Source organism: Steroidobacter denitrificans (genome assembly GCF_001579945.1).
GTDB classification, from domain to species: domain Bacteria; phylum Pseudomonadota; class Gammaproteobacteria; order Steroidobacterales; family Steroidobacteraceae; genus Steroidobacter; species Steroidobacter denitrificans.
The window spans coordinates 2014850-2036635 of sequence record NZ_CP011971.1 but is presented as its reverse complement, the minus strand read 5'-3'; the positions used below and the strand labels follow the sequence as shown (position 1 = coordinate 2036635).

Sequence of the window (21786 nt, the reverse complement as noted above, 5' to 3'; positions counted from 1 at the left end):
CCGGTGGCCATGCCGGATGCACGTCGAGTGCAACTGCAGCCGGCCTATGTGCTGCATCATCGGCCGTATCGCGATACCAGTCGGATCCTGGAGCTGTTCACCCGTGATTTCGGACGGGTATCGGTGTTTGCTCGAGGCGCGCGCAGTGCGCGAAAATCCGGCGCGGCGCTGATCTCCACGCTGCAGCCGTTCAATCGCCTGCTGCTGTCCTGGATGGGGCAGGGCGAGGCAGGCCGGTTGACGGACGCGGAGTTCGACGGCGCGGTGTCGGGTCTGCCCCCGCAGCATCTGGTGAGCGGATTCTATCTCAACGAACTGCTGATGAAGCTGTTTGCCCGCCATGACGGGCATGCCGAGGTATTCGCGTTCTACGACGAAACGATCGCGGCCCTGAAAAGCGGGTCCGAGGCACTGCGCCCGTTGCGGTTGTTCGAGAAGCGTCTGCTCGATGCGCTGGGTTATGGACTGGCGCTCGATCGCGACGCGGTCTCAGGCGAGCCCCTCGAGCCACAGGCGATGTACCACTACCGGATCGAACAGGGCGCGGTGCGGGCGTCTGAATGCGGCGCGGACGAAGGTCACGACGAACACTTGGCGCAGAACGACGGGCCGGCGGGCACCATGCTCTACTCCGGCGCGATGCTGATGTCGCTGGCACGCGAGGATCTGCACGAGGCGGATTGCGCTGCTGCGCGCCGGTTGTTGCGCATGGCGCTCGATCGCTGCCTGGAAGGCCGTGAATTGAAGAGCCGCCAGGTGATGATGGCGCTCAGAAGAGGCAATTGAGGTTTGTATGCATTCCATCCTGCATCTAGGCGTCAACGTCGATCATGTCGCTACGCTCCGCAATGCGCGCGGCACGATTTATCCGGATCCCTTGTTCGCGGCGCTCATCGCCGAGCAGGCGGGCGCGGACAGTATCACCATCCATTTACGCGAGGATCGCCGGCACATCCGCGAGCGGGACGTGCGCATGTGCCAGGAAGCACTGCAGACGCGCGTGAATCTGGAGATGGCGGCGACCGAGGAAATGGTGCGGATCGCCTGCGAGGTGCGGCCGGCGGACTGCTGCCTGGTGCCCGAACGGCGCGCCGAGCTGACGACGGAAGGGGGGCTGGACGTGGTGGGGCAGCGCGAGGTGCTGGCGCCGGCGTGCGTACGCCTGGCGCGGGCGGGGATACGGGTCTCGCTGTTCATCGATCCGGAGCCGGTGCAAATCGAGGCGGCAGCCGCGCTGGGCGTTCCGGTCGTGGAACTGCATACCGGCGCCTATGCCGAGGGGCGCGGTGAGCGGCAGGCGCGGGAATTGCGGCGCGTACAGGAGGCGGCCCGTCATGGGACGCGGCTGGGATTGCGGGTGCACGCGGGACATGGGCTGAACTATCACAATGTGCAGGCGATCGCGGCCATCCATGAGATCGTGGAGCTGAACATCGGTCATGCCATCATTGCGCGCGCCGTGATCGATGGCCTGACGCAGGCGGTACGGGAAATGAAACGCCTGATGCTGGCGGCGCGCGTCGCCGGCATCGGGAACGGCTCGTGACCGGGGTGCGGCGATGATCCATGGGATCGGCACCGACGTGGTGCGTCTGGAGCGGATCCAGCGGATCCTGGAGCGCCATGGGGAACGTTTCGCCAAACATCTGCTGATGCCGCAGGAATTGCAGGCCTATCGCCACGATTCGCGCTCGGCGCGCTTCCTGGCGATGCGTTTCGCGGCGAAGGAGGCAGTCGTCAAGGCGATGGGCACGGGCTTCGCCCACGGCATGTGGCTGCGTGATTGCGGCGTCGCGCCGAACGACTGGGGCAAACCGGAGATCATCTGGTCGGCACAGGGACAGCAGGTATGCGAGCGCCTGGGCATCGGCGAGGGGCACGTTACCTTGACCGACGAGGCGGAACTGATCATCGCAGTGGCGGTGCTGATGCGGCGCTGAGCGGGGATGGCCGATGCCCTTTGAAAGTCCTCTGTGAGTGGTCGGCGCTGTAGAATCGGGCCGCCCGACGTTCCTTACAGGCGCCGACATCGATATGACCGTATTTGCCTTTGACATCGAAACCATTCCCGACGTGGAGCTGGGACGGCGCATCTACGGATTGGACGACTTGAGTGACAAGCAGGTCGGCTACGTCATGCAGGCCAAGCGCCGTGAGGAAGTAGGCAACGAGTTCCTCTCCTATGAACAGCATCGTATCGTGGCCATCTCGGTCGGACTGCGCATGCGCGAGGGATTCAAGGTGTGGTCGCTGGGAGAGCCGGGGGCACCCGAGGCGGAAATCATTCAGCGATTCTACGACGGTATCGAGAAATACACGCCGGACCTGGTGTCCTGGAACGGCGGCGGTTTCGACCTGCCGGTATTGCATTATCGTGCGCTGCGTCATGGTATCGCCGCGCCGCGTTACTGGGAGAGCGGCGAGAACGATCAGGCGTTTCGCTGGAACAATTATCTGAGTCGCTATCATCGCCGTCATCTGGATCTCATGGATGTATTGGCGAGCTACCAGCCGCGCGCCCGCGTGAGTCTGCAGTCGGCAGCGCTGCTGCTGGGCCTGCCGGGCAAGCTGGGCATGAGCGGCGACAAGGTCTGGGACGCCTGGCTGGCTGGACAGATCGAGCACATCCGCAATTACTGCGAAACCGATGTCCTGAATACGTATCTGATCTATTTGCGTTTCGAACTCATGCGAGGCCGCTTCTCCTTCGATGAATATCGAATGGAGGTGGTGCGCGTCCGGGAGATGCTGAAGGCGCAGCCGCAGGTGCATTTTCAGGAGTTTCTGGCCGCCTGGCCCGAGGAGTCCGCCGGTCTTGTTCAGGGTACTGCAGGCGCGGAGCGGGGCGCTTGAACCGTTCCGATCGGGCTGCCACCCCGGTACGCACGCGTACGCCGCGGGTAGTGGAGACGGCGCTCATCGCCGATCTGGCGCACGACGGTCGCGGCGTCGCTCATGTAGATGGCAAAGCCGTGTTCATCGACGAGGCGCTGCCGGGCGAGCGGGTCGAGTGGGTGCGGCTGAAGCGTGGACGCAGCTTCGATGAGGGACACCTGGTGCGGGTGCTGGAGCCGTCCGCCGAGCGAGTGGCGCCGCAGTGCGCGCATTTCGGCATCTGCGGAGGATGTGCCCTGCAGCATCTGTCTCCGGCGGGACAGATCGCGTTCAAGCAGCGCCAGCTGACCGAGGCCCTCATGCGTATCGGGCGGGTCACGGCGGCGCAGACCCTGGCGCCGCTGCAAACAGGGGTTTGGCATTATCGCCGCCGCGCCCGGCTTGGCGCGCGCTGGGTGCCCCAAAAAAAACGTACGCTCGTGGGTTTTCGGGAACGCAATACATCCTATGTCGCCGACCTGGCGCGCTGCGAGGTGCTGCAGCCGCCGCTGGATGCCTTGATCGAGCCGCTTTCGCAGTTGCTGAGCAGCCTGAGCATTCGTGACCGGGTGCCGCAGGTCGAGGCGGCGGCGGGAGATTCGGCGGCGGCCCTGGTGATCCGTGTGCTGGCCCAGCCGAATCCACAGGATCTCGCGTCGCTGCGGCAGTTCGCGGCTGAACATCAGGTACGCATCCATCTGCAGCCCGGCGGCTATGACACCGTGACGCCGCTGCCCGCTGCGGATTCCGCAGAGGTTGCGCCGCGAGCCGATGCCTTGCAGGACCAGGGGTTGCTGTCGTACCGACTGCCGGGATTCGATGTGAACGTGCGCTTCCTGCCCACCGATTTCGTGCAGATCAATACGGTGTTGAATGTCGCGATGGTGGAGCGCGCCGTGGCATTGCTGGAGCCCGCCCCGGGGGAGCGGGTGCTGGACTTGTACTGCGGATCCGGCAATTTCTCCCTGCCCCTGGCACGCCGCGGCGCACAGGTCGTAGGGGTGGAAGGAGAGGCGGCACTGATCGCGCGGGCGCGCGATAATGCCCGCTCGAACGGGTTGTCGAGCGCTGAGTTCCATGTGGCGAATCTGGCCGACGAAATCCTGGCGGCGCGTGTCCGGGAAGGCGCGCGCCGTGATGCGCGGGCCGGCGGCTTGCCGGCATCCGGCGCATCGTCATCGCAGGACGAGGCGGCGATACAGGCAGCCTGGGCCGCGCGGCCCTGGGAGGCTCGCTCCTATGACAAGATCCTGCTCGATCCACCGCGGGCGGGCGCCAGGGATGTGCTGCCGCTCATCGCGCAGAGCGGCGCCGCCAAAGTGCTGTATGTTTCCTGTCATCCCGCAAGCCTGGCGCGTGATGCCGGTATCCTGGTGCATGAGCATGGTTTCAGGCTGCAGGCGGCGGGAGTGATGGACATGTTCCCGCATACGGCACATGTCGAATCCATGGCCTTGTTCACGCGCTGAGGTGTCAATGACGCTGGGTCCATTGATGATCGATGTGCAAGGGGTCGAGCTGACGCCGGAGGATCGCGAACTGTTGCAGCATCCGTCGATCGGCGCCGTCATCCTGTTCACCCGCAATTTCGACAGCATCGGGCAACTGGAGCGCCTGGTGGCCGAGATACGCGCACTGCGCACGCCGGCTTTGCTGGTGACCGTGGATCATGAGGGGGGGCGGGTGCAGCGATTCCGCCACGATTTCACGGTGCTGCCGTCCATGCGGGTCCTGGGACGGGTCTATGATCTGGATGCATCGGCGGGCCGGACTTTGGCGCGGCAGTGTGGCTGGCTGATGGCGGCGGAACTGCGGGCGGTGGACATCGATATAAGCTTCGCGCCCTGCGTGGATCTGGACTATGGAATGAGTTCGGTCATCGGCGATCGGGCGTTTCATCGCGACCCGCATATCGTTGCGGAACTGGCGATCGCCTTCATGGGAGGCATGCGCGAGGCAGGCATGATGGCGACGGCCAAGCATTTTCCAGGGCACGGAGCGGTGGTGGCGGATTCCCACGTGGCGCTGCCGGTGGATCGGCGGACGCTGGCGGATCTGGCCGAGGATCTGTATCCCTACCGGCGCCTGATCGAGAACGGACTGGCGTCCATCATGGCCGCACATGTGCTGTTCTCCGCAGTGGATGAGCATCCGGCCGGATTTTCCTCGCGCTGGCTGCAAGAGGAACTGCGCGGCCGGCTGGGCTTTCAGGGGGCCATATTCAGCGATGATCTGTCCATGGCGGGCGCCGGCGTGGCCGGGGACATGGTGGCCCGGGCACAGGCGGCCCTGGCGGCGGGGTGTGACGTCCTGTCGTGTTGCAATAATCGTCAAGGTGTGCTGCAAGTCATCGACGCCATGCAGGGAAGAGGGAATCCTTCCAGCCAGATTCGCATGGCACGCCTGCATGGCAAGCGGGGGGAGTCCCGCCTGGACCGGCTGGCGCTGCGTGCATTGCCACAGTGGTTGAGCTGCGAACGGGCCGTCCAGGGCTGCCTGGAGCGGCCGGATCTAGAACTGGATGCCTGAATGAGCGCCAACGCCACCCTGCGTATCGATGCGGGCCTGCTGCAAACCGCCGTGGATTGCGCCCCCGAGGGGGTGGTCGTGTGCGAGGCGCGCGATGGGCGCTGGCCGGTGGTGTTCGTCAATCCTGCCATGGAACGCCTCATGGGCTGCGAGGCATCGGCCCTGCTTGGACAGGAACTACTGGAACACGAACAAATGCGTCTGCCGGCGTCGGAGTTACAGGACGGGTTGAAAAAACTCCGCTGCGCCTTGCACGAAGGCGTTTCCTGCCGTGCCTTGCTGCGCACCTGCCGTCAGGACGGAACCTTGTTCTGGCACCAGGTGACGCTGTCGCCGATGCGCGATGCCCGGGGAGAGGTGACCCATTTCGTCAGTTTCCACCACGAATACACCGATCGCAGCCGCATCGACAGCCGCGTCGATCCTCAGGAGGCGCGCGACCCTGCGATGAGCACTCAGTCCATGCTGGCATATGTGCGCGACGACAAGCTGACGGGACTGCTGCGCCGGTCCTATTTCGACGATCAGGTGAAACGCGAATGGGGCATGGCACAGCGTGAGTCCCGGCGCCTCAGCCTGCTGTTGTTCGATCTGGATTGTTATTCGCAGTACAAGGAAGTGTTCGGCGGATCCGGGGCGGAGCAGTCGTTCAAGCGGATCGCCCGGGCGATCGGCGGATGCTTCCGGCGAGCCAGCGATTTGTGCGGCCGTTTCGGCGACGATCAGATTGCGGTATTGGCGACGGGGTTGGAACTGCCACAGGCGAAGGCGATGGCGGAGACGGTCATTGCCCGGGTGCGGGAGCTGGGCGTGCATCATCCGCGTTCGGCCGTGTCACGTTTCGTCACGGCCAGCGCCGGGGTCGTGTCGTGTGTGCCGGCGCGCAACGGGGGACATGAACGCCTCTACGAGGCCGCCTTGGCGGCCTTGCGCAGTGCCAAGGGCCAGGGAAAGAACCGGGTGGTCGGAGAGGCCGACGACTAACGCGTCGCCTGGCACGTCACTCGCCGGACGGGGTGATCAGGGCGATGACACCGGCGGAATCACACGCTACGCTTCAATTTTTCGACTTCGGCAAGGAACGCAGGCGTCAGGTCGGCGATGTCCTCGCCCCATTCATGGCGTGAATGTGTGTGAATAGATCGCAGATCAAGGGCGGCCCGGCGCGCCAGGAAAAAACGCGCAACGGGTTCAGTCATTGCCAACCGTTGGTTTCTTTCTGATCGAGCACGGCCATGTCGGCTTTGAAGTCGCCGCTCGACTCGAATATGCGGCCAGCAGCGAGATCGCGGTAGCCGGTGAGGATGGTGTCCTGCAGGAACTGGCCCTCGCGTCGTTCCATGTCGCGACGGATCAGGTCCCGGATGTATTCGCTGGGAGTTTCATAAAGGCCCGTTTCACCGACCATGCGGCTTACGAATTCGGCCAAAGGCCGGGACAGGCGGGCGTTGATACGTCCGGACACAGGAGCCTTACTTCGTGAATGAGTAGCAGATTGTCGTACAAATTCATTCATTTGTCGCACATATTATCATTTATTGCCCTTATTGGTCTAATTCGTCGCCTGGCACGTCACTCGCCGGACGGGGTGATCAGGGCGATGACACCGAAATTCGGATGATCGATGTAGTGGCGTTCGTTGCTGCGCATGCGGCGGCTCTGCTGCAACCGGTAGTGCGCCACGGGATGGCCTGGGGAGGTCGCCGTCTCCAGGACGAGATCGAGTGTGAGGTGCAGATAGCGCCCGCGCGTCAGGGCGATCCGGCCGCTCAGCCCGCTGCCGGCGGGTACCTTCGAGTCGATGGACAGGAATCTGGCTGCATGACGCGGGTAGCCGGGCTGCGTCCAGCCGAAATGAGCCAGGGGACGGTAATTGCGGCTGCGGCGCAGGGTGTCGGCGATGGCGGTGAGCTGATAGCGCGATGCCGGGAGCGCGGGGAAATTCTCGGCGGCGGGTGAGAGCGTGCGGGCGCCGGTATCGGACGACCCGGTATCGGACGATCCGCTATCGGCGGGCCCGGTATCGAAGGGCGAGTGTTCCTCGTCGGGCAGCAAGAAGGCCGGCCCGGTATCCGCTTCCCGGGGTCCGTCCTCCGCCGTGGCGTCCGAGGACAGCGTCCTGAAGATGATCAGTTCGACATCATAGGACTGCAGTTCCGCTTGCTGCGCACGCGCCGGGCCCGAACCGGCGCCCAGCACCAGCAGCCCCTGCACCAGCAGGACTGCCACCTGCATCATCCGTCGCGCGATCGGCTTCATCGTGGCCAGCGTACTCATGCGTGGATTCTAACGTCTAAGGAATTTTTCATCGCCGTTCGTGCGGTCGGCCGGCGATCGGGCAGCTCGGCAGTCTGTGAATGACAAAATCAACGCCGAGCGCCTCGGCGGCTGCTTTTTGCGGGTTGTGTGTCAGTCGTTTGCGCGGGCTGCTGCGCAGGAGGCAGTTTGCCCAGTTCCACGAGCAGTGTCTCGGTCAGGGCGAATCGCTGCTCTTCTTTCTCCAAAGGCAGTGTGAAGCGCAGCCTGACGCCGCCTTCCAGGCGGTGGGTGCGGGCATGCTGCTGGACGTAACGGATAAGGGTGGCGGGATCCACCCGGGTTTCGTGTTCGAACGTGACGCTGCCGCCGCCCGGGCCGATATCGATCTTGCGCAGACCGAGCGCCCGTGCCGCCTGCTTGAAGCCGGCGATCCGGAACAGATTCTTCGCGGCGCCGGGCAGCAGGCCGAAGCGATCGATCATTTCGACCTGAAGTTCGCGCAGTTCCTCGGCCGTGGCGGCGGCCGCGATGCGCTTGTACAGCACCAGGCGTAAATGGACATCGGGCAAATAATCGTGCGGCAGCAGCGCCGGCACGTGCAGATCGACTTCCGGTCCCTGGTGCATGGGCTGGTCGAGCTGGGGAACTTTGCCTTCCTTCAGGGCGCTCACGGCGCGTTCCAGCATTTCCATGTACAGGGCATAGCCGATTTCCTGGATCTGGCCGCTTTGTTCCTCGCCGAGCAGTTCGCCGGCGCCGCGGATTTCCAGGTCATGCGTGGCCAGAGTGAAGCCGGCACCGAGATCTTCCAGGGATTCGATGGCTTCCAGGCGCTTGTGCGCATCGGCGGTCATGAGATTGTGCGGCGGCGTCATCAGGTAGGCATACGCCTGGTGGTGCGAGCGGCCGACACGGCCGCGCAGCTGGTGCAGTTGCGCGAGGCCGAACTTGTCGGCGCGATCAATGATGATCGTGTTGGCGGTGGGCACGTCGATGCCGCTTTCGACGATCGTGGTGCATACCAGTAGATTGCAGCGCTGATGATAGAAGTCGAGCATGACCTGTTCGAGTTCACGCTCACGCATCTGGCCGTGACCGATCGCGATGCGGGCTTCCGGCACCAGTTCGGCAAGGGAGCGCGCGGTTTTCTCGATCGTCTCGACGCTGTTGTGAACGAAATAGATCTGTCCGCCGCGGCGGATTTCGCGCAGACAGGCTTCACGAATCGTGGCGGCATCCCATTGCGATACGAAGGTCTTGATCGATAGCCGCGCCACGGGCGGAGTGGTGATCAGTGACAGTTCGCGCAGTCCGCCCATCGCCATATTCAAGGTGCGCGGTATCGGCGTGGCGGTGAGCGTCAGTACATCCACCTGCGCGCGCAGTTGCTTCATACGTTCCTTGTCCTTGACGCCGAAGCGATGTTCTTCATCGATGATCACCAGACCCAGGCGCTTGAACTTGACGTTGCTTTGCAACAGTCGATGCGTACCGACGACGATGTCGGCCCGTCCCGACTCGAGATTCTGCAGACACTGCTCGAGCTCACGGGCAGTGCGAAAACGCGACAATGACTCGACCTTGACGGGCCAGTCGGCGAAACGATCGGCGAAGCTCTGGTAGTGCTGCTGGGCGAGCAGGGTGGTGGGTACCAGTACCGCCACTTGTTTACCGGCTTGTACGGCGATGAAAGCGGCGCGCAGCGCCACCTCGGTCTTGCCGAAGCCGACATCGCCGCACACGACCCGGTCCATCGGACGGGAACCGCCGAGATCGGCGATCACTTGTGCTATCGCCTGCGCCTGATCGGGCGTCTCCTCGAACGCAAAGGCGGCTTCGAACGCCCGCAGCTCAGCCTCATTCGCCGTCAGCCGCTCACCCTGGCGCGCCTCGCGGCGGGAATACAGATCGAGCAGTTCGGCCGCCGTGTCGCGAATACGCTGTGCGGCTTTCCTTTTAGCTTTTTCCCAGGCCTCGCCGCCGAGCTTGTGCAGCGGCGCGGCTTCGGCCGGCGCACCGCTGTAGCGGCTGACTCGGTCGAGCGCCTGGACGGGCACATAGAGCTTGTCGCCCTCGGCGTATTCCACCACCAGGTATTCGCTGGTCAGGCCACCGGCCTCCAGTGTGGTGAGGCCGATGAAGCGGCCTACTCCATATTCCTCGTGTACGACGGGTGCCCCGGGCAGCAGCGCGCTTAAATCGCGAATGATTTTTTCGGGATCGCGCTCCGGACGACGTCGGCGCCGCTCCTGCCGCACACGCTCGCCAAACAATTGTTCTTCGGCGATCAGCGCGATGGCCGGATCACTCAGCACCAGTCCGGTAGCGAGGGCGGAAACGGTGATGGCCAACGGCGCCTGGCCGGCGATAAACCCGGACCAGTCGTCCACGGGCACGGGGCGCAGATTCCGCTGCTGCAGGATGTCCAGCAGCATTTCCCGCCGGCCTGCGGATTCCGCGGCGATCAAGACATGACCGTTGAAGTCCGACAGGAATTCGATCAGCGCCTGTGCCGGTTCCTCACGGCGCGCGTCGATGCGCAGGTTCGGCGGCGGACGGGTGGCGAAATCCTGCCGGGGCAGCGATGCCTCCGATGCCTCGGGTGCCTCGGGTACCTCGGGTGCCGCATCCGACAGTTCGATGCGACGAAAAGCCGCCAGCCGCCGGATGCATTCCGCGGGCGGCATGAAGACTTCATCGGGCCTCAGGATCGGCCTTGCCGCATCGTGGGCGCGCTGGGCATGACGGCCTTCGATCTCGGCGAAGATCGGAACGGCAAGTTCATCCAGCGCCGTCTCCGCAGCCACCAGGGTATTGCCGGGCAGATGGTCCAGAAGTGTCGAAGTGTCGTCGAAGAATAGCGGCAGGTAATATTCGATACCGGCCGGAGGCGCTCCTTCGGCGATGTCGCGATAGACCGGCATGCGGGTCAGATCACCGGGAAAACGGATGCGAAAGCGACGCTTGAAGGACTGGATGCCGGAGGCGGTAAGCGGGAATTCACGGGCCGGCAGCAGGCGTAGCGCCTGCACCTGCTGGTCGGATCGCTGTGTTTCCGGATCGAAGACCCGGATGGTTTCGATCTCCTCATCGAACAGGTCGATCCGGTAGGGCATCGTGCTGCCCATCGGGAACAGATCGATGATGGAGCCGCGTACCGCGAACTCGCCGGGCGCCATCACCTGGGCGGCGGCGGTATAGCCGGCACGGCTCAAGCGTTCGCGGAATGCGCCGGGATCGAATGTCTCGCCTAGCTTCAAGTCGAAGGCATGCGCGTCGATGTAGGACTGCGGCGGCAGGCGCTGCAGCAAGGTTTCGATATCGACGATGACAATGCCCTTGGTCAGTTGCGGCAGGGTCGAGAGCAGGCGCAGGCGTTGCGAGACAATGTCGGGATGCGGCGAAAACAGATCGTAGGGCAGCGTTTCCCAGGCCGGAAAGGTTTCGACGCACAAGCCGGCCCGGCGAAAGAAACGCAATTCCTCTTCCATGCGTCCCGCCTGGCGCGTATCGGCGACGATCAGCAGGATCGGTCCGGAAGCGATGCGCGCCGCTTCGGCGAGCCACAGCGAACCGGCCGAGCCGTATAACCCTCCCCAGCGCACTCGCGGTCGGGCTTTGCTGGGCAGTATGGGCTCGTGCAGCGGCAGGGCGGGATGGATCTCGGTCATGGGCGGGTCAAGGCGGCAATACAACAACACACTCGGGACGGCGCCGAGGCGTCCCCGATGAGATCGGCAGAGTAGCAGTTCGGGGGCTTCGTGCTCTACCTAGGAAAACGAGGATGCGGAAAGGTGCAGGCGGACATCCTGGCAATACAGAGGGTTACAAGCCGAGACGGCTGCAACGGTTGAAGCGAAAAACCGGATCAATGTCGATGAGATGCGGCAGGGCGCCGCATCGCTCTTCAGCCCTTGATGACCGAGTGCAGAACCCGATCGTGCTCGAAATAGACCACGAACCCCTGATATTCCCAGCGGCTGATGGGCGGCTGGCCGACGGCCGGCAGGCGCTTGACGGGCGCACCGAACAAGGATTCCACTTTTTGCATGGACATGCCGCGGCGGGGATGATCGATACTGATTCGCGACGCCGGTTCGAGCTGCGATGCTGATTCGGCCTGCGGCATCGTCAGTTCATCCGCCTGAGTCAGGACCGGGGCGCCTAATGTCAGCGAAGCCAGGATGAGCAATAACTGGCGGGGGGTGCGGAGCGTCGGAAACTTCATGGCTCATCCTCTGCGGAAAACGGGTTCCATGCACTCGACTCTATAGCAGGCCTTGCATGAGGGCCAAGTCCGGCGCCTCGATTTGTTGTCACGGGTCACATTTTTAAGTTCACATTCACGGGCGGCCTCGGTAGCCTTGCCGGCCTTATGTTCCACCCCTTGCCCCTGTTCATCGGGCTGCGCTACGTACGCAGCCGTAGCCGCGGGTTTTTCGTTTCTTTCATCAGTTGGACATCGATGCTCGGGATCTGCATCGGTGTGGCCGCCTTGATCACCGTCCTGTCGGTCATGAACGGATTGGAGGGAGAGCTGCGGACGCGCCTGCTGAATCTTGCTGCGCACGCCACGGTGACGGCCGAGCCGCGCTATATGCGGGAATGGCAATCATTGGCAGAGCGGATCCGCCAGATGCCGGGTGTGAACGGAGTTGCACCCTTTCTTGAATTGCAAGGCATGGTCGGCCGCGGGAACGATCTGCGCGCCGCGCAGATCCGCGGAATCGAGCCCAGCCTCGAAACTCAGGTGTCGGATGTCGATGCCTATCTGACCAGCGGCGCGCTCAGCGATCTGCAGCCGGGAATGCAATCCATCATGCTCGGTGCGGGGCTGGCTTGGGCATTGAACGTGCGTCCCGGGGACGAAATCACCGTGCTGGTGCCGACGCGCGAGGCATCCGCAGAGGGCTCCATCGCCGGTATCGATCTGCGCCCGCGCATCCAGGCGTTCATCGTCGCCGGGATTTTCGAAGCCGGCGCGCAGGAGCACGACAATGCCTTGGCATTGATCCATTTGCGGGATGCTGAAGCGCTGGCCGGTTCGGGGGATGCTCCCGGGGGGTTACGCCTGAAGTTTGCCGACATTTTCGCCGCGCCGCTGCGCGCGCCGGAAATTGCCGCGGCGCTTAATGCACAAATGCGCGCCACAGCGCCCAATACGCAGATACATGCCGCGGTGGCGGCGGATGCGATCGCTGCTCCTGCTGCGGCCGATGACGCGTTGGCCGCACGGGTCCGGCAGGGCGGATCGCAAGTCCGTGATAGAGCGGATTTTACGGACGGGCCATATCATTTCAGCGACTGGTCGGTCGAGAACGCCAGCTATTTCCGCGCTGTCCGCATCGAGAAGACCATGATGGCACTGATCCTGCTGTTGATCGTGGCGGTGGCGGCGTTCAACATCGTCGCTGCCCTGGTCATGGTCGTGAACGAAAAACGCACGGATATCGCAATCCTGCGCACAGTCGGCATTGCGCCGCGCTCGATCGTGGCGGTGTTCATGACCCAGGGTATGGTCATCGGCTGGTTCGGGACGCTGCTGGGCGCGGCGCTGGGACTGGTGCTGGCCTTGAACGTGGGTACGATCGTGCCGTTCCTGGAGGGACTGTTCGGCGTGCATGTGTTCGATCCTACGGTCTTCGTCATCAGCGAGGTGCCTGCCGAGGTCCGCTGGCCGCAGGTGGCGGGCATCACCCTGACGGCGCTGGCGCTCACGGTGCTGGCGACCATCTACCCGGCGCTGCGCGGCGCCGCCACCGCACCGGCGGAGGCGCTTCGCTACGAATGAGCTGGAAATGAGCTACGAATTTCTCGTCGGCGCCCGTTACTTACGCTCCACTCGCGCCAATCGCTTCGTATCGTTTATTTCGGTCATTTCCATGATCGGCGTGGCGATCGGCGTGGCGGTGCTGATCGTAGTACTGTCGGTGATGAACGGCTTCGAGCAGGAGCTGCGCGGACGCATCCTGAGTCTGACCTCGCACGCCTCGATCAGCGCGTTCGGCACGGGCCTGGAAGACTGGCACCGCATCGCGGCCTCGATCACCGAGCATGCCGAGGTGCAGGCCTGCGCTCCGTATATCGAGGATCAGGCGCTGCTCATTGCCGGCGGGCACAGCAGCGGCGCGCTCCTCACCGGCGTACTGCCTGCGGAGGAGGAAAGGGTGTCGGCGATCGCGGGGTTGATGGCCAGCGGCGCCTTCGACGATCTCGCCGGTGGAGAATATGGCATCGTGCTGGGCGCGGAACTGGCGAAGACCTTGCAGGTCTCGCGCGGCGACCGGGTCGTCGTCGTCACATCGCTGCGCACGACGACACCGGCCGGCGTCATGCCGCGCATGCGCGGTTTCAAGGTCGTCGGCACCTTTGCCGCGGGCATGTATGAGTTCGACCGCAATCTGGCCTATATCCACCTGGCGGATGCCGCCAAGCTGTATCGCATGGATGATGCCGTGACGGGCCTGAGGCTGAAGCTCCAGGATATGTTCAGCGCGCCTCGCGTCGTGCGCAATCTGGCGCTGGAATTAGGCGGTGGTTATTACGTCGACGATTGGACGCGCCGGCATGCGAATTTCTTTCGCTCGATTCAGCTGACGAAATCCGCCATGTTCGTGATCCTGCTGCTGGTGGTGGCGGTGGCGGCTTTCAACATCATTTCCACACTGGTGATGGTGGTGAAGGAAAAGCAGGCGGATATTGCCATTCTGCGTACCTTAGGCGCCGTGCCGCGCAGCATCCTGAGGATCTTCATGATCCAGGGTACCGCAATCGGCGCCATCGGCACCCTGGCGGGCGTGGTGCTGGGGGTGTTGATCGCACTCAATCTGGAGTCGCTGATCCATGCGCTCGAGGCGCTGCTGGGTACGCATTTTCTGGATGCCAAGGTCTATTACATGAGCGATTTGCCGGCGAGCGTGCAATGGTGGGATGTGCTCAAGATCAGTCTGACGGCCTTTGGGCTGTGCTGCCTGTCGACGCTGTATCCCTCCTGGCGTGCGGCGCGTACCCAGCCGGCGCGAGCCCTGCGGCATGATTGAGCGCTACGATTGCAACACGAGTGTTTGGACATGACAGACGGTCCGGTTCTCGCCTGCCAGCGGTTGGTCAAGCATTTCCAGCAGGGCGATGTGCGGGTGGAAGTTCTCAAAGGCGTCGACGTATCGGTCGCCAAGGGAGAGCGCCTGGCCATCGTCGGGGCGTCCGGTTCCGGCAAGACGACCTTGCTGCAGCTGCTGGGTGGGCTGGATCTGCCCACGTCCGGTGCCGTGAGTATCGCCGGCCAGCCCATCAATAGTCTCTCGGATGCCGAGCGTGGCACGCTGCGTAATCGGGCGCTGGGCTTCGTGTACCAGTTTCACCATCTATTGCCGGAGTTCACGGCGCTGGAGAATGTGGCGATGCCCCTGCTGATCCGTCGCACCAGGGTGCGGGAGGCGCAGGCACTCGCGCGCGAGTTGCTCGAGCGCGTCGGACTGGGTGCCAGACTGGATCATCGTCCTGGACAGCTGTCCGGCGGGGAACGCCAGCGGGCGGCCGTGGCGCGGGCCCTGGTCACCCGCCCGGCCATCGTGCTGGCCGATGAGCCGACGGGTAACCTCGACGGTGTCAATGCTCGGCAGGTATTCGATCTGATGCTGGAGCTCAATCGCGAGCTCGGCACTGCACTGATCATCGTGACGCATGCCCCGGAACTGGCTGCGCGGATGCACCGGACGCTGACCTTGAGCGACGGCATCCTGGTCTGAGTGCCGGCAGGATTCAGCGCATCGGCAGGAGCATCCGCCCGCCGCAGCACCCACTCAGGGGACGGGCGGCCGATTGGGCGGCTGGCCTTTACGCCGGCGGTAACGCAGCACCAGGCCGAGATACCAGGCGCCACCGACCAGGATGTAGCCCAGTACGGCACTGAATGTTCCGAGCACCAGGCAACCCAGCAGGAAGGGCTTCCACACCGGCAACAGCGCGGTGGTCACCCATTCCCAGCTCATTTCGAACGCCATGGTGCCGACCGGCAGGTCCAGCAGCTGACAGCCGAGCCAGTAGGCGGCTACATACAGCGGCACGGTCGTGACCGGGTTGGTCAGAAAGGTACCGAACAATGCCGCCGGCAGATTCAGCCGCAGCAGCAGCGCCAGGCCGATGCTCAGGATGATGTGCACCGGCAGGGGAATGAAGGCAATGAACAGGCCGAGCGCGAAGGCGCGCGTGACACTGCGGCGGTTCAGGCTCCAGTAGGCGGGGTGCTCCAGTACCAGGCGGAACGGGCGCATATACCACCGCGACATCAATTCGCGCCGTTTCCGGCTGATGGGTTTGAAGAAACGTCGCGGCATGGAGTAGATCGTGCGATTGAAAATAGGCGGCATCTGCGAGGATGGTGCGGGTCCCGCCTCGGCATCAGAGGTTCCCTACAGGGCCGCCGATGAAAGCTGCTAGTATGCGGCAAACGACGCCACTCGCCATGCCATGTTTGAACTCGTGAAAGCCGGCGGCCTGATGATGGGGCCGATCATTCTCGCTTCCATCATCGCCGCCGCTATTTTTTTGGAGCGTCTGTGGACCTTGCAGCCCAAGCGGGTGCTGCCGGCGGAGCTCACGGAGAAAGTCTGGCGCTGGGTGGAACAGCGCCAGATCCAGGACAAGCACATCGCCGCGCTTCAGCAGAATTCGCCGTTGGGCAGGATCCTCGCAGCGGGCCTGGCCAACCGGCATCGTGATCGCTCGGTCATCAAGGAGAGCATCGAGGACACCGGCCGTCATGTCGTCCATGAGCTGGATCGCTTCATCGGTGCGTTGGGTACGATCGCGGCAATCTCTCCGCTGATGGGACTATTGGGTACCGTGATGGGAATGATCCGCGCGTTCAATGTCATCACGACGGCGGGAGTCGGCAATCCCACGCTGCTGGCCGGCGGCATCGCCGAGGCGTTGATCACGACGGCCGCCGGACTGACCGTCGCCATCCCGGCGCTCATCGGCTACAAGTATTTGCGCGGCCGGGTCGATGGGCTGGTCGTACAAATGGAAAAGGAAGCGATCAAGCTGGTGCAGGCCATGGATGAGCAGGGCGCGGCGGTCGCCCTCCAGAGGGCGTCATGAATCTGCGGCGACGTACGCATGAAGAGCCGGAGTTGAGCCTGATATCGCTGGTCGATGTCGTTTTGTTGCTGCTGATCTTTTTCATGATCTCGACCACGTTCGTGGATGAAGGCCGCCTCCGGCTGCAATTGCCCCAGGCAGGCGCCGAACCTTTGGCGGCTCAGCAGCAGGATCCGATCGAGATCGCCGTGACCGCCGGTGGCGAGTACCGGGTCAATGGCCGGGTGCTGATCAATACCAGCGCAGCTACCCTGTCGGCCGCAGTGGCCAAACTCGTGGGCGAATCGCGCGAATTGCCGGTGACGATCCGCGCCGATGCGCGCGCCACGCACCAATCGGTGGTGACTGCGATGGATGTCGTCGGGCGGCTGGGATTGCGCAACATCAGTATTGCGACTGTCAGCGAATGACGCGGCGACGCAGGCCGGAATCTGAATCATCCATGTACGCCCGGCAGCCGCGGAGCGCGCCATGCCAGCCGATCCGGCCGGTGCCATCCCGTCCGCTGCGGCAGCTGAACCCGTACATCCTCGGGGTATCATGAACGACGGCTGGCAGACTTATCGACGCTTGCTGCGCTATCTGCAGCCGCATCGCGGCATGTTTGTGCTCGGGATGCTTGGTGCGGTGACATTTTCCGCGAGCATGGTGAGTTTTGCGGCCTTCGCGAAATTCTTCGGTGACGGTACGTTCGAGAACCGCGACGCCCGCACGATCCTCTGGTTGCCGCTGGCGCTGATCGGACTGTTCCTGTTGCGCGGTCTGGGGGATTTCACCCAAACCTATGCCATGGGGCATATCGGGCGTCATATCGTCAAGCGCCTGCGCAGTCAGATTTTCGAGCGTATCGTGGCGCTGCCGATCGGTTATTTCGATCGCAGCGCCAGCGGCGTACTGCTCTCCCGGCTGACCTACAATACCGAACAGGTCGGTCAGGCGACTACGGATTCGGTGATGGTCATGCTGCGGGAAAGCCTGACGATCGTCGGTTCCATCGTTGCGCTGTTCGTGATCAATACACGCCTGACGTTCATTGCCTTGACGATGGGGCCGCTGGTCGCCTGGCTGGTGACCATCATCAATCGCAAGTTTCGCCGCTACAGCCGACGTATCCAGGATTCGATGGGCGATATCACCCGAGTCGCCAAGGAGACATTCGAGGCGCCGCGCGTCATCAAGGTCTATAACGCGCAGGACTATCAGAATCGGCAGTTCGAGTCGGTCAACGAGCACAACCGGCGCTCCCACATGCGCCTGGTGCTGACCAAGGGGTTATCCAACCCGGTGGTGCAGATGGTGACGGCGATCGGTGCGGCTCTGGTGCTGTCGATCGCCATCTCGGATGCCATTCATGGGCGCATGAGCATGGGCGATCTGCTGGCGTTCCTGGTGGCGCTGGTCAATATCGCGCAGCCGCTGCGCAGCCTGGTGAGTGTCTCGGGCCCGTTGCAACAGGGTATCGCGGCGGGACAAAGCATCTTCGAGATGCTGGATGAACCGGTCGAGCCCGCAGGCGGCACGCGAATGATCGAGCGGGTGCGCGGCGACATCCAGTTCGACGCCGTGTCTTTTACCTATCCGACGGGACAGGGTGAGACGCTGCGCGATATTTCATTGCAGGTCCGCGCGGGAGAAACGCTGGCGATCGTCGGGCGTTCGGGTAGCGGCAAATCCACGCTAGTGAACCTGCTGCCGCGTTTCTACGACGTGAATACAGGCGCGGTGCGCGTCGACGGTGTCGACGTGCGTGAATATAATCTGCGCTGTCTGCGCGACCAGATTGCGCTGGTCAGCCAGGACGTGGTCCTGTTCAACGATACGATACGCGCGAACATTTCTTTCGGCCGCGAGGTGGCGCCGGAGGCGATCGAGGCGGCGGCGGAAACGGCGCACGTGATGGAGTTCGTGCGCGAGTTGCCTGCCGGGTTGGATACCGTCGTGGGCGATCGCGGGGTGCTGTTGTCGGGCGGCCAGCGTCAACGCATCTCGATCGCGCGCGCACTGCTCAAGAATGCGCCCATCCTCATCCTCGATGAGGCGACCTCCGCGCTCGACAGTCAGTCCGAACGTATCATCCAGGCAGCGCTGGATGGCCTGATGCACGATCGCACCACCCTGGTCATCGCTCATCGTCTCTCGACGGTGGAGAAGGCCGATCGCATCATGGTAATGGATGCGGGTGTCGTGGTGGAAACCGGCACGCATGCGGAACTGATGGCGAGTGGTGGACGGTACGCGGCGCTGCACCGGATGCAGTTTACGGCGTGAGCAGTTCCGCGGACCGTTTTTTTCAACGTCTATGGTATGACCGGCAGCGGCGCTGGTTGTCCTGGCTGATGCTGCCGGCGGCGGGGCTGTTTGGCCTGGTCGTGGCGCTACGGCGTGAGGCATATCGCTGTGGCTTGTTGCGCAGTCATCGTCTAGCGCGGCCGGTGATCGTGATCGGCAACCTCACCGTCGGCGGAACGGGCAAGACGCCGTTCACGATTTGGCTGGCGCAAGCGCTGCAATCGCGCGGCGTGCGCGTGGGCATCGTATTGCGCGGCTATGGCGGGCGTTCGGCGCATTGGCCGCGCGAGGTGGCTGACGATGGTGCCTGGGAGGAGGTGGGTGACGAGGCGGTGTTACTGGCCAGGCGCACCGGGGCGATCGTCGTGGCGGGACCGGACCGTGTCGCCGCCGCGCAGCATGCCATCGAGCGCGGCGCGCATATCGTCCTGTCCGACGACGGACTGCAGCATTATCGCCTGGCACGAGACCTGGAGATCGTGGTGATCGATGCGCGCCGCGGCCTGGGTAATGGGTATCTGTTGCCGGCGGGACCGTTGCGCGAACCGCAGCGCCGATTGTCGCGGGCGGATCTCATCGTGCTGATGCATCGCGCCGGGGAGCGGCCGCAGAGCCGCGCAGAGGGAACCCGCCCGGCCGGCGGGCCGCAGATTTCTCCGGCGATACGCGCCGATGCGTATCTGGTGGACGCCGTATGTATCGCAACGGGAGAGCGGCGCGCGCTGACGGCTTTTCGTGGTGCGCCGGTGCATGCGCTGGCCGGCATCGGCCATCCACAGGCTTTCTTTCGCGCATTGGCGGCTTGCCGGCTGGATGTGCTGCCGCATGCGCTGCCCGATCATGCTCCTATCGAACGGGCGGATATCGACTTTACCGACGGGTATCCGGTGCTGATGACCGAGAAGGATGCGGTAAAATGCACCTCGATTGCGGACCGGCGTCACTGGGCGGTGCGCATGGACATCGACCTGGAAGAGCAGAGTGCCCGGATCGTATCGACGATACTCGATCAGGTCGTGGGCCCATAAGGCGCCGTCTGCGCTTTCACCCGAACGGCCGATTTACGGAGATCCGATGGACACCAAGCTGCTCGACATTCTCGCCTGTCCGCTGTGCAAGGGACCTTTGCAATATGTCAAGGCGCGGCAAGTCCTGGTATGCCGTGCCGATCGCCTGGCGTTTCCGGTGCGCGACGGCATTCCGGTGATGCTCGAGGATGAGGCGCAGATGCTGGAGCCTCTGGATCCTTTGCTCAAGGATTGACGTGCCGCAGCCCTGGAAGCCGATGCGCCGGAACGATGCCCGGGAGGCGGCAGAGCGCCGCAGCGATTGATGGCATTCAATGTGGTCATTCCCGCGCGATATGCATCGACGCGGCTGCCCGCCAAGCCGCTGCTGGAGCTGGGTGGGCGACCGATGATCCAATGGGTGATCGAGGCGGCCTTGCGCAGCGGGGCGCGGGAGGTGCTGGTTGCCACGGACGATGTGCGTATCGCCGCGGCTGCCGTGGATCCGCGCAGTCCCGGGCGGTCCCTCGCAGTCATGACGCGCGGCGATCATCCATCCGGTACCGATCGGATCGCCGAAGTCGCGGCAGTGCGAGGCTGGGATTCGCATACGATCGTGGTGAATATACAAGGCGATGAGCCGTTGCTGCCGCCGGTGCTCGTCGACCAGGTGGCCGCGCTGCTGGCAAGCGACGCCCGGGCGGACATCGCGACCCTGTGCACACCCATCGAACATCTTGATGAATTCCTGAATCCGAATGTGGTCAAGGTCGTCACGGCGGACGATGGCGCCGCTTTGTATTTCAGCCGCGCGCCGATCCCGTGGTATCGAGAGAGTGTCGTGCCGCAGGCCGGTGGTGCTGCGCTGCCAGGCCGCTTCACGGGCGCGCAGCGTCACTTGGGCATCTACGCTTATCGTGTGGCGGCGCTGCGTCGCTTGACCGGGTTGCCTCCCGGCGAGCTTGAACAGGCGGAGCAGTTGGAGCAGTTGCGTGCCCTGCAGGGGGGTATGCGGTTATTGGTGGGGATGGCCTGTACGCCGCCGCCTGTTGGAATCGATACCCAGGCCGATCTGGAACGCCTACGTGCCCGGATCGAGATGAAATAGCGAGATCATGACATCCTGGCAGCAGGATGTTTTCAGCTGGAGCGTCGATGAAAATCCTGTTCGTTTGCATGGGAAATATATGCCGCTCGCCCAGTGCCGAGGGCGTGTTTCGTCATGTACTGGGCACGCGTGCGCCGCAACTGCGTGTCGAGATCGATTCGGCGGGTACCCACGACTATCACATCGGCAGTCCCCCCGACCGACGCAGTATCGCGGCGGCCCTGCGGCGCGGGATCGATCTGTCGGCGCTGCGCGCCCGTAGCGTGCGGGACGAGGATTTTTTCTACTATGACCTGATCCTGGCGATGGACGAGGAGAATCTTCGGGCATTGCGCGCCCGCGCACCGGCAGCATCCTTGCAGCGGATCCGCCTGATGATGGAATTTGCACCGACAGCATTCGCGCGCCATGTTCCCGATCCCTATTACGGCGGTGCGCAGGGGTTCGAGGAGGTGCTGGATTTGCTGGAAGAAGCGGCAGAAGGACTGCTGCAGGACCTGTTGAGCCGCGGCCACGGATGATCGCCCGGGCTCGCTGCCGGCTCCGGTCCGCAGTGGCTGCTGCAGCCGGTGAAGATGCGTATTCCGGATCGGCCGGGCAGGGAGCGATCCGGTAGCT

23 protein-coding genes are annotated in these 21786 nt (G+C 63.7%); 17 read left to right on the top strand and 6 right to left on the bottom strand.

What is annotated here, in order from left to right:
- The first annotated feature begins 9 nt into the window (after nucleotides 1–9).
- The 7 genes from recO to ACG33_RS09335 all read left to right on the top strand — a co-directional run bounded on the left by recO (nucleotide 10) and on the right by ACG33_RS09335 (nucleotide 6387).
- Nucleotides 10–786, top strand: coding sequence for a DNA repair protein RecO (recO, locus tag ACG33_RS09365; RefSeq protein ID WP_066920643.1), 777 nt, complete (start codon nucleotides 10–12; stop codon nucleotides 784–786).
- Nucleotides 787–793: 7 nt separating this feature from the next.
- The gene (gene pdxJ / locus ACG33_RS09360) at nucleotides 794–1546 is read left to right on the top strand and encodes a pyridoxine 5'-phosphate synthase (RefSeq protein ID WP_066920641.1); all 753 of its coding nucleotides are present in this window, start codon (nucleotides 794–796) and stop codon (nucleotides 1544–1546) included.
- A 13-nt stretch (nucleotides 1547–1559) separates the two neighbouring features.
- Nucleotides 1560–1940, top strand: a complete 381-nt coding sequence (acpS, locus tag ACG33_RS09355; RefSeq protein ID WP_066920638.1) for a holo-ACP synthase — start codon at nucleotides 1560–1562, stop codon at nucleotides 1938–1940.
- 94 nt (nucleotides 1941–2034) lie between these two features.
- Nucleotides 2035–2853: a 3'-5' exonuclease gene (locus tag ACG33_RS09350; RefSeq protein WP_066920637.1), complete on the top strand. Its 819-nt coding sequence runs from the start codon at nucleotides 2035–2037 to the stop codon at nucleotides 2851–2853.
- Nucleotides 2850–4343 carry a 23S rRNA (uracil(1939)-C(5))-methyltransferase RlmD gene (rlmD, locus tag ACG33_RS16745; RefSeq protein WP_237392604.1) on the top strand — a complete coding sequence of 498 codons (1494 nt, stop codon included), beginning with the start codon at nucleotides 2850–2852 and terminating at the stop codon, nucleotides 4341–4343. The genes ACG33_RS09350 and rlmD overlap by 4 nt, the downstream gene beginning before the upstream one ends.
- 7 nt (nucleotides 4344–4350) lie before the next feature.
- Nucleotides 4351–5403, top strand: coding sequence for a beta-N-acetylhexosaminidase (nagZ, locus tag ACG33_RS09340; protein WP_066920635.1), 1053 nt, complete (start codon nucleotides 4351–4353; stop codon nucleotides 5401–5403).
- Nucleotides 5404–6387, top strand: a complete 984-nt coding sequence (locus tag ACG33_RS09335; protein WP_066920632.1) for a diguanylate cyclase domain-containing protein — start codon at nucleotides 5404–5406, stop codon at nucleotides 6385–6387. It begins immediately after the preceding gene.
- Nucleotides 6388–6446: 59 nt separating this feature from the next.
- Here the strand turns inward: ACG33_RS09335 and ACG33_RS16125 are convergent, their stop codons facing one another.
- The 5 genes from ACG33_RS16125 to ACG33_RS09315 form a co-directional block, all read right to left on the bottom strand.
- Entirely contained in the window at nucleotides 6447–6602 is a 156-nt protein-coding gene (locus tag ACG33_RS16125) for a hypothetical protein (RefSeq protein WP_157071735.1), read from the bottom strand.
- Complete coding sequence (locus ACG33_RS09330) at nucleotides 6599–6919, bottom strand: ribbon-helix-helix domain-containing protein (protein WP_210398987.1); 321 nt, start codon at nucleotides 6917–6919, stop codon at nucleotides 6599–6601. The genes ACG33_RS16125 and ACG33_RS09330 overlap by 4 nt, the downstream gene beginning before the upstream one ends.
- Nucleotides 6920–6975: 56 nt before the next feature.
- The gene (locus ACG33_RS09325) at nucleotides 6976–7680 is read right to left on the bottom strand and encodes a CsiV family protein (protein ID WP_066920628.1); all 705 of its coding nucleotides are present in this window, start codon (nucleotides 7678–7680) and stop codon (nucleotides 6976–6978) included.
- 89 nt (nucleotides 7681–7769) lie between these two features.
- A complete protein-coding gene (mfd, locus tag ACG33_RS09320) occupies nucleotides 7770–11333 on the bottom strand; it encodes a transcription-repair coupling factor (RefSeq protein ID WP_083536654.1) in 3564 nt (1187 codons plus the stop codon).
- A gap of 236 nt (nucleotides 11334–11569) precedes the next feature.
- Nucleotides 11570–11890 carry a hypothetical protein gene (locus ACG33_RS09315; protein ID WP_066920626.1) on the bottom strand — a complete coding sequence of 107 codons (321 nt, stop codon included), beginning with the start codon at nucleotides 11888–11890 and terminating at the stop codon, nucleotides 11570–11572.
- A 147-nt stretch (nucleotides 11891–12037) separates the two neighbouring features.
- Between ACG33_RS09315 and ACG33_RS09310 the strand changes: the two genes are divergently transcribed.
- Genes ACG33_RS09310 through lolD form a run of 3 tightly spaced genes read left to right on the top strand, consistent with a single transcriptional unit; the run spans nucleotide 12038 to nucleotide 15410 of the window.
- Nucleotides 12038–13453 (top strand): ABC transporter permease, encoded by a 1416-nt coding sequence (locus tag ACG33_RS09310; protein ID WP_066920624.1) that lies wholly within the window; start codon nucleotides 12038–12040, stop codon nucleotides 13451–13453.
- A gap of 7 nt (nucleotides 13454–13460) precedes the next feature.
- On the top strand, nucleotides 13461–14702 hold the full coding sequence (locus ACG33_RS09305; protein ID WP_066920622.1) for a lipoprotein-releasing ABC transporter permease subunit: 1242 nt from the start codon (nucleotides 13461–13463) through the stop codon (nucleotides 14700–14702).
- 30 nt (nucleotides 14703–14732) lie between these two features.
- Complete coding sequence (lolD, locus tag ACG33_RS09300; RefSeq protein ID WP_066920620.1) at nucleotides 14733–15410, top strand: lipoprotein-releasing ABC transporter ATP-binding protein LolD; 678 nt, start codon at nucleotides 14733–14735, stop codon at nucleotides 15408–15410.
- A 54-nt stretch (nucleotides 15411–15464) separates the two neighbouring features.
- On the opposite strand, the gene ACG33_RS09295 is transcribed toward lolD, so the two are convergent.
- Nucleotides 15465–15998, bottom strand: a complete 534-nt coding sequence (locus ACG33_RS09295) for a DUF2062 domain-containing protein (RefSeq protein WP_168160055.1) — start codon at nucleotides 15996–15998, stop codon at nucleotides 15465–15467.
- A 133-nt stretch (nucleotides 15999–16131) separates the two neighbouring features.
- On the opposite strand from ACG33_RS09295, the gene ACG33_RS09290 reads away from it, so the two are divergent.
- The 7 genes from ACG33_RS09290 to ACG33_RS09260 all read left to right on the top strand — a co-directional run bounded on the left by ACG33_RS09290 (nucleotide 16132) and on the right by ACG33_RS09260 (nucleotide 21689).
- A complete protein-coding gene (locus ACG33_RS09290; protein WP_066920616.1) occupies nucleotides 16132–16764 on the top strand; it encodes a MotA/TolQ/ExbB proton channel family protein in 633 nt (210 codons plus the stop codon).
- Nucleotides 16761–17174 carry an ExbD/TolR family protein gene (locus tag ACG33_RS09285; RefSeq protein ID WP_066920614.1) on the top strand — a complete coding sequence of 138 codons (414 nt, stop codon included), beginning with the start codon at nucleotides 16761–16763 and terminating at the stop codon, nucleotides 17172–17174. Before ACG33_RS09290 ends, ACG33_RS09285 begins: the two co-directional genes overlap by 4 nt.
- A gap of 61 nt (nucleotides 17175–17235) precedes the next feature.
- Entirely contained in the window at nucleotides 17236–19032 is a 1797-nt protein-coding gene (gene msbA, locus ACG33_RS09280) for a lipid A export permease/ATP-binding protein MsbA (protein WP_157071734.1), read from the top strand.
- Nucleotides 19029–20081 (top strand): tetraacyldisaccharide 4'-kinase, encoded by a 1053-nt coding sequence (gene lpxK / locus ACG33_RS09275; protein ID WP_066920612.1) that lies wholly within the window; start codon nucleotides 19029–19031, stop codon nucleotides 20079–20081. The genes msbA and lpxK overlap by 4 nt, the downstream gene beginning before the upstream one ends.
- Nucleotides 20082–20127: 46 nt before the next feature.
- Nucleotides 20128–20316, top strand: coding sequence for a Trm112 family protein (locus tag ACG33_RS09270; protein WP_066920611.1), 189 nt, complete (start codon nucleotides 20128–20130; stop codon nucleotides 20314–20316).
- 69 nt (nucleotides 20317–20385) lie between these two features.
- The gene (gene kdsB, locus ACG33_RS09265) at nucleotides 20386–21168 is read left to right on the top strand and encodes a 3-deoxy-manno-octulosonate cytidylyltransferase (RefSeq protein ID WP_066920609.1); all 783 of its coding nucleotides are present in this window, start codon (nucleotides 20386–20388) and stop codon (nucleotides 21166–21168) included.
- A 47-nt stretch (nucleotides 21169–21215) separates the two neighbouring features.
- Nucleotides 21216–21689 carry a low molecular weight protein-tyrosine-phosphatase gene (locus ACG33_RS09260; protein ID WP_066920607.1) on the top strand — a complete coding sequence of 158 codons (474 nt, stop codon included), beginning with the start codon at nucleotides 21216–21218 and terminating at the stop codon, nucleotides 21687–21689.
- The last annotated feature ends 97 nt before the right edge of the window (nucleotides 21690–21786 follow it).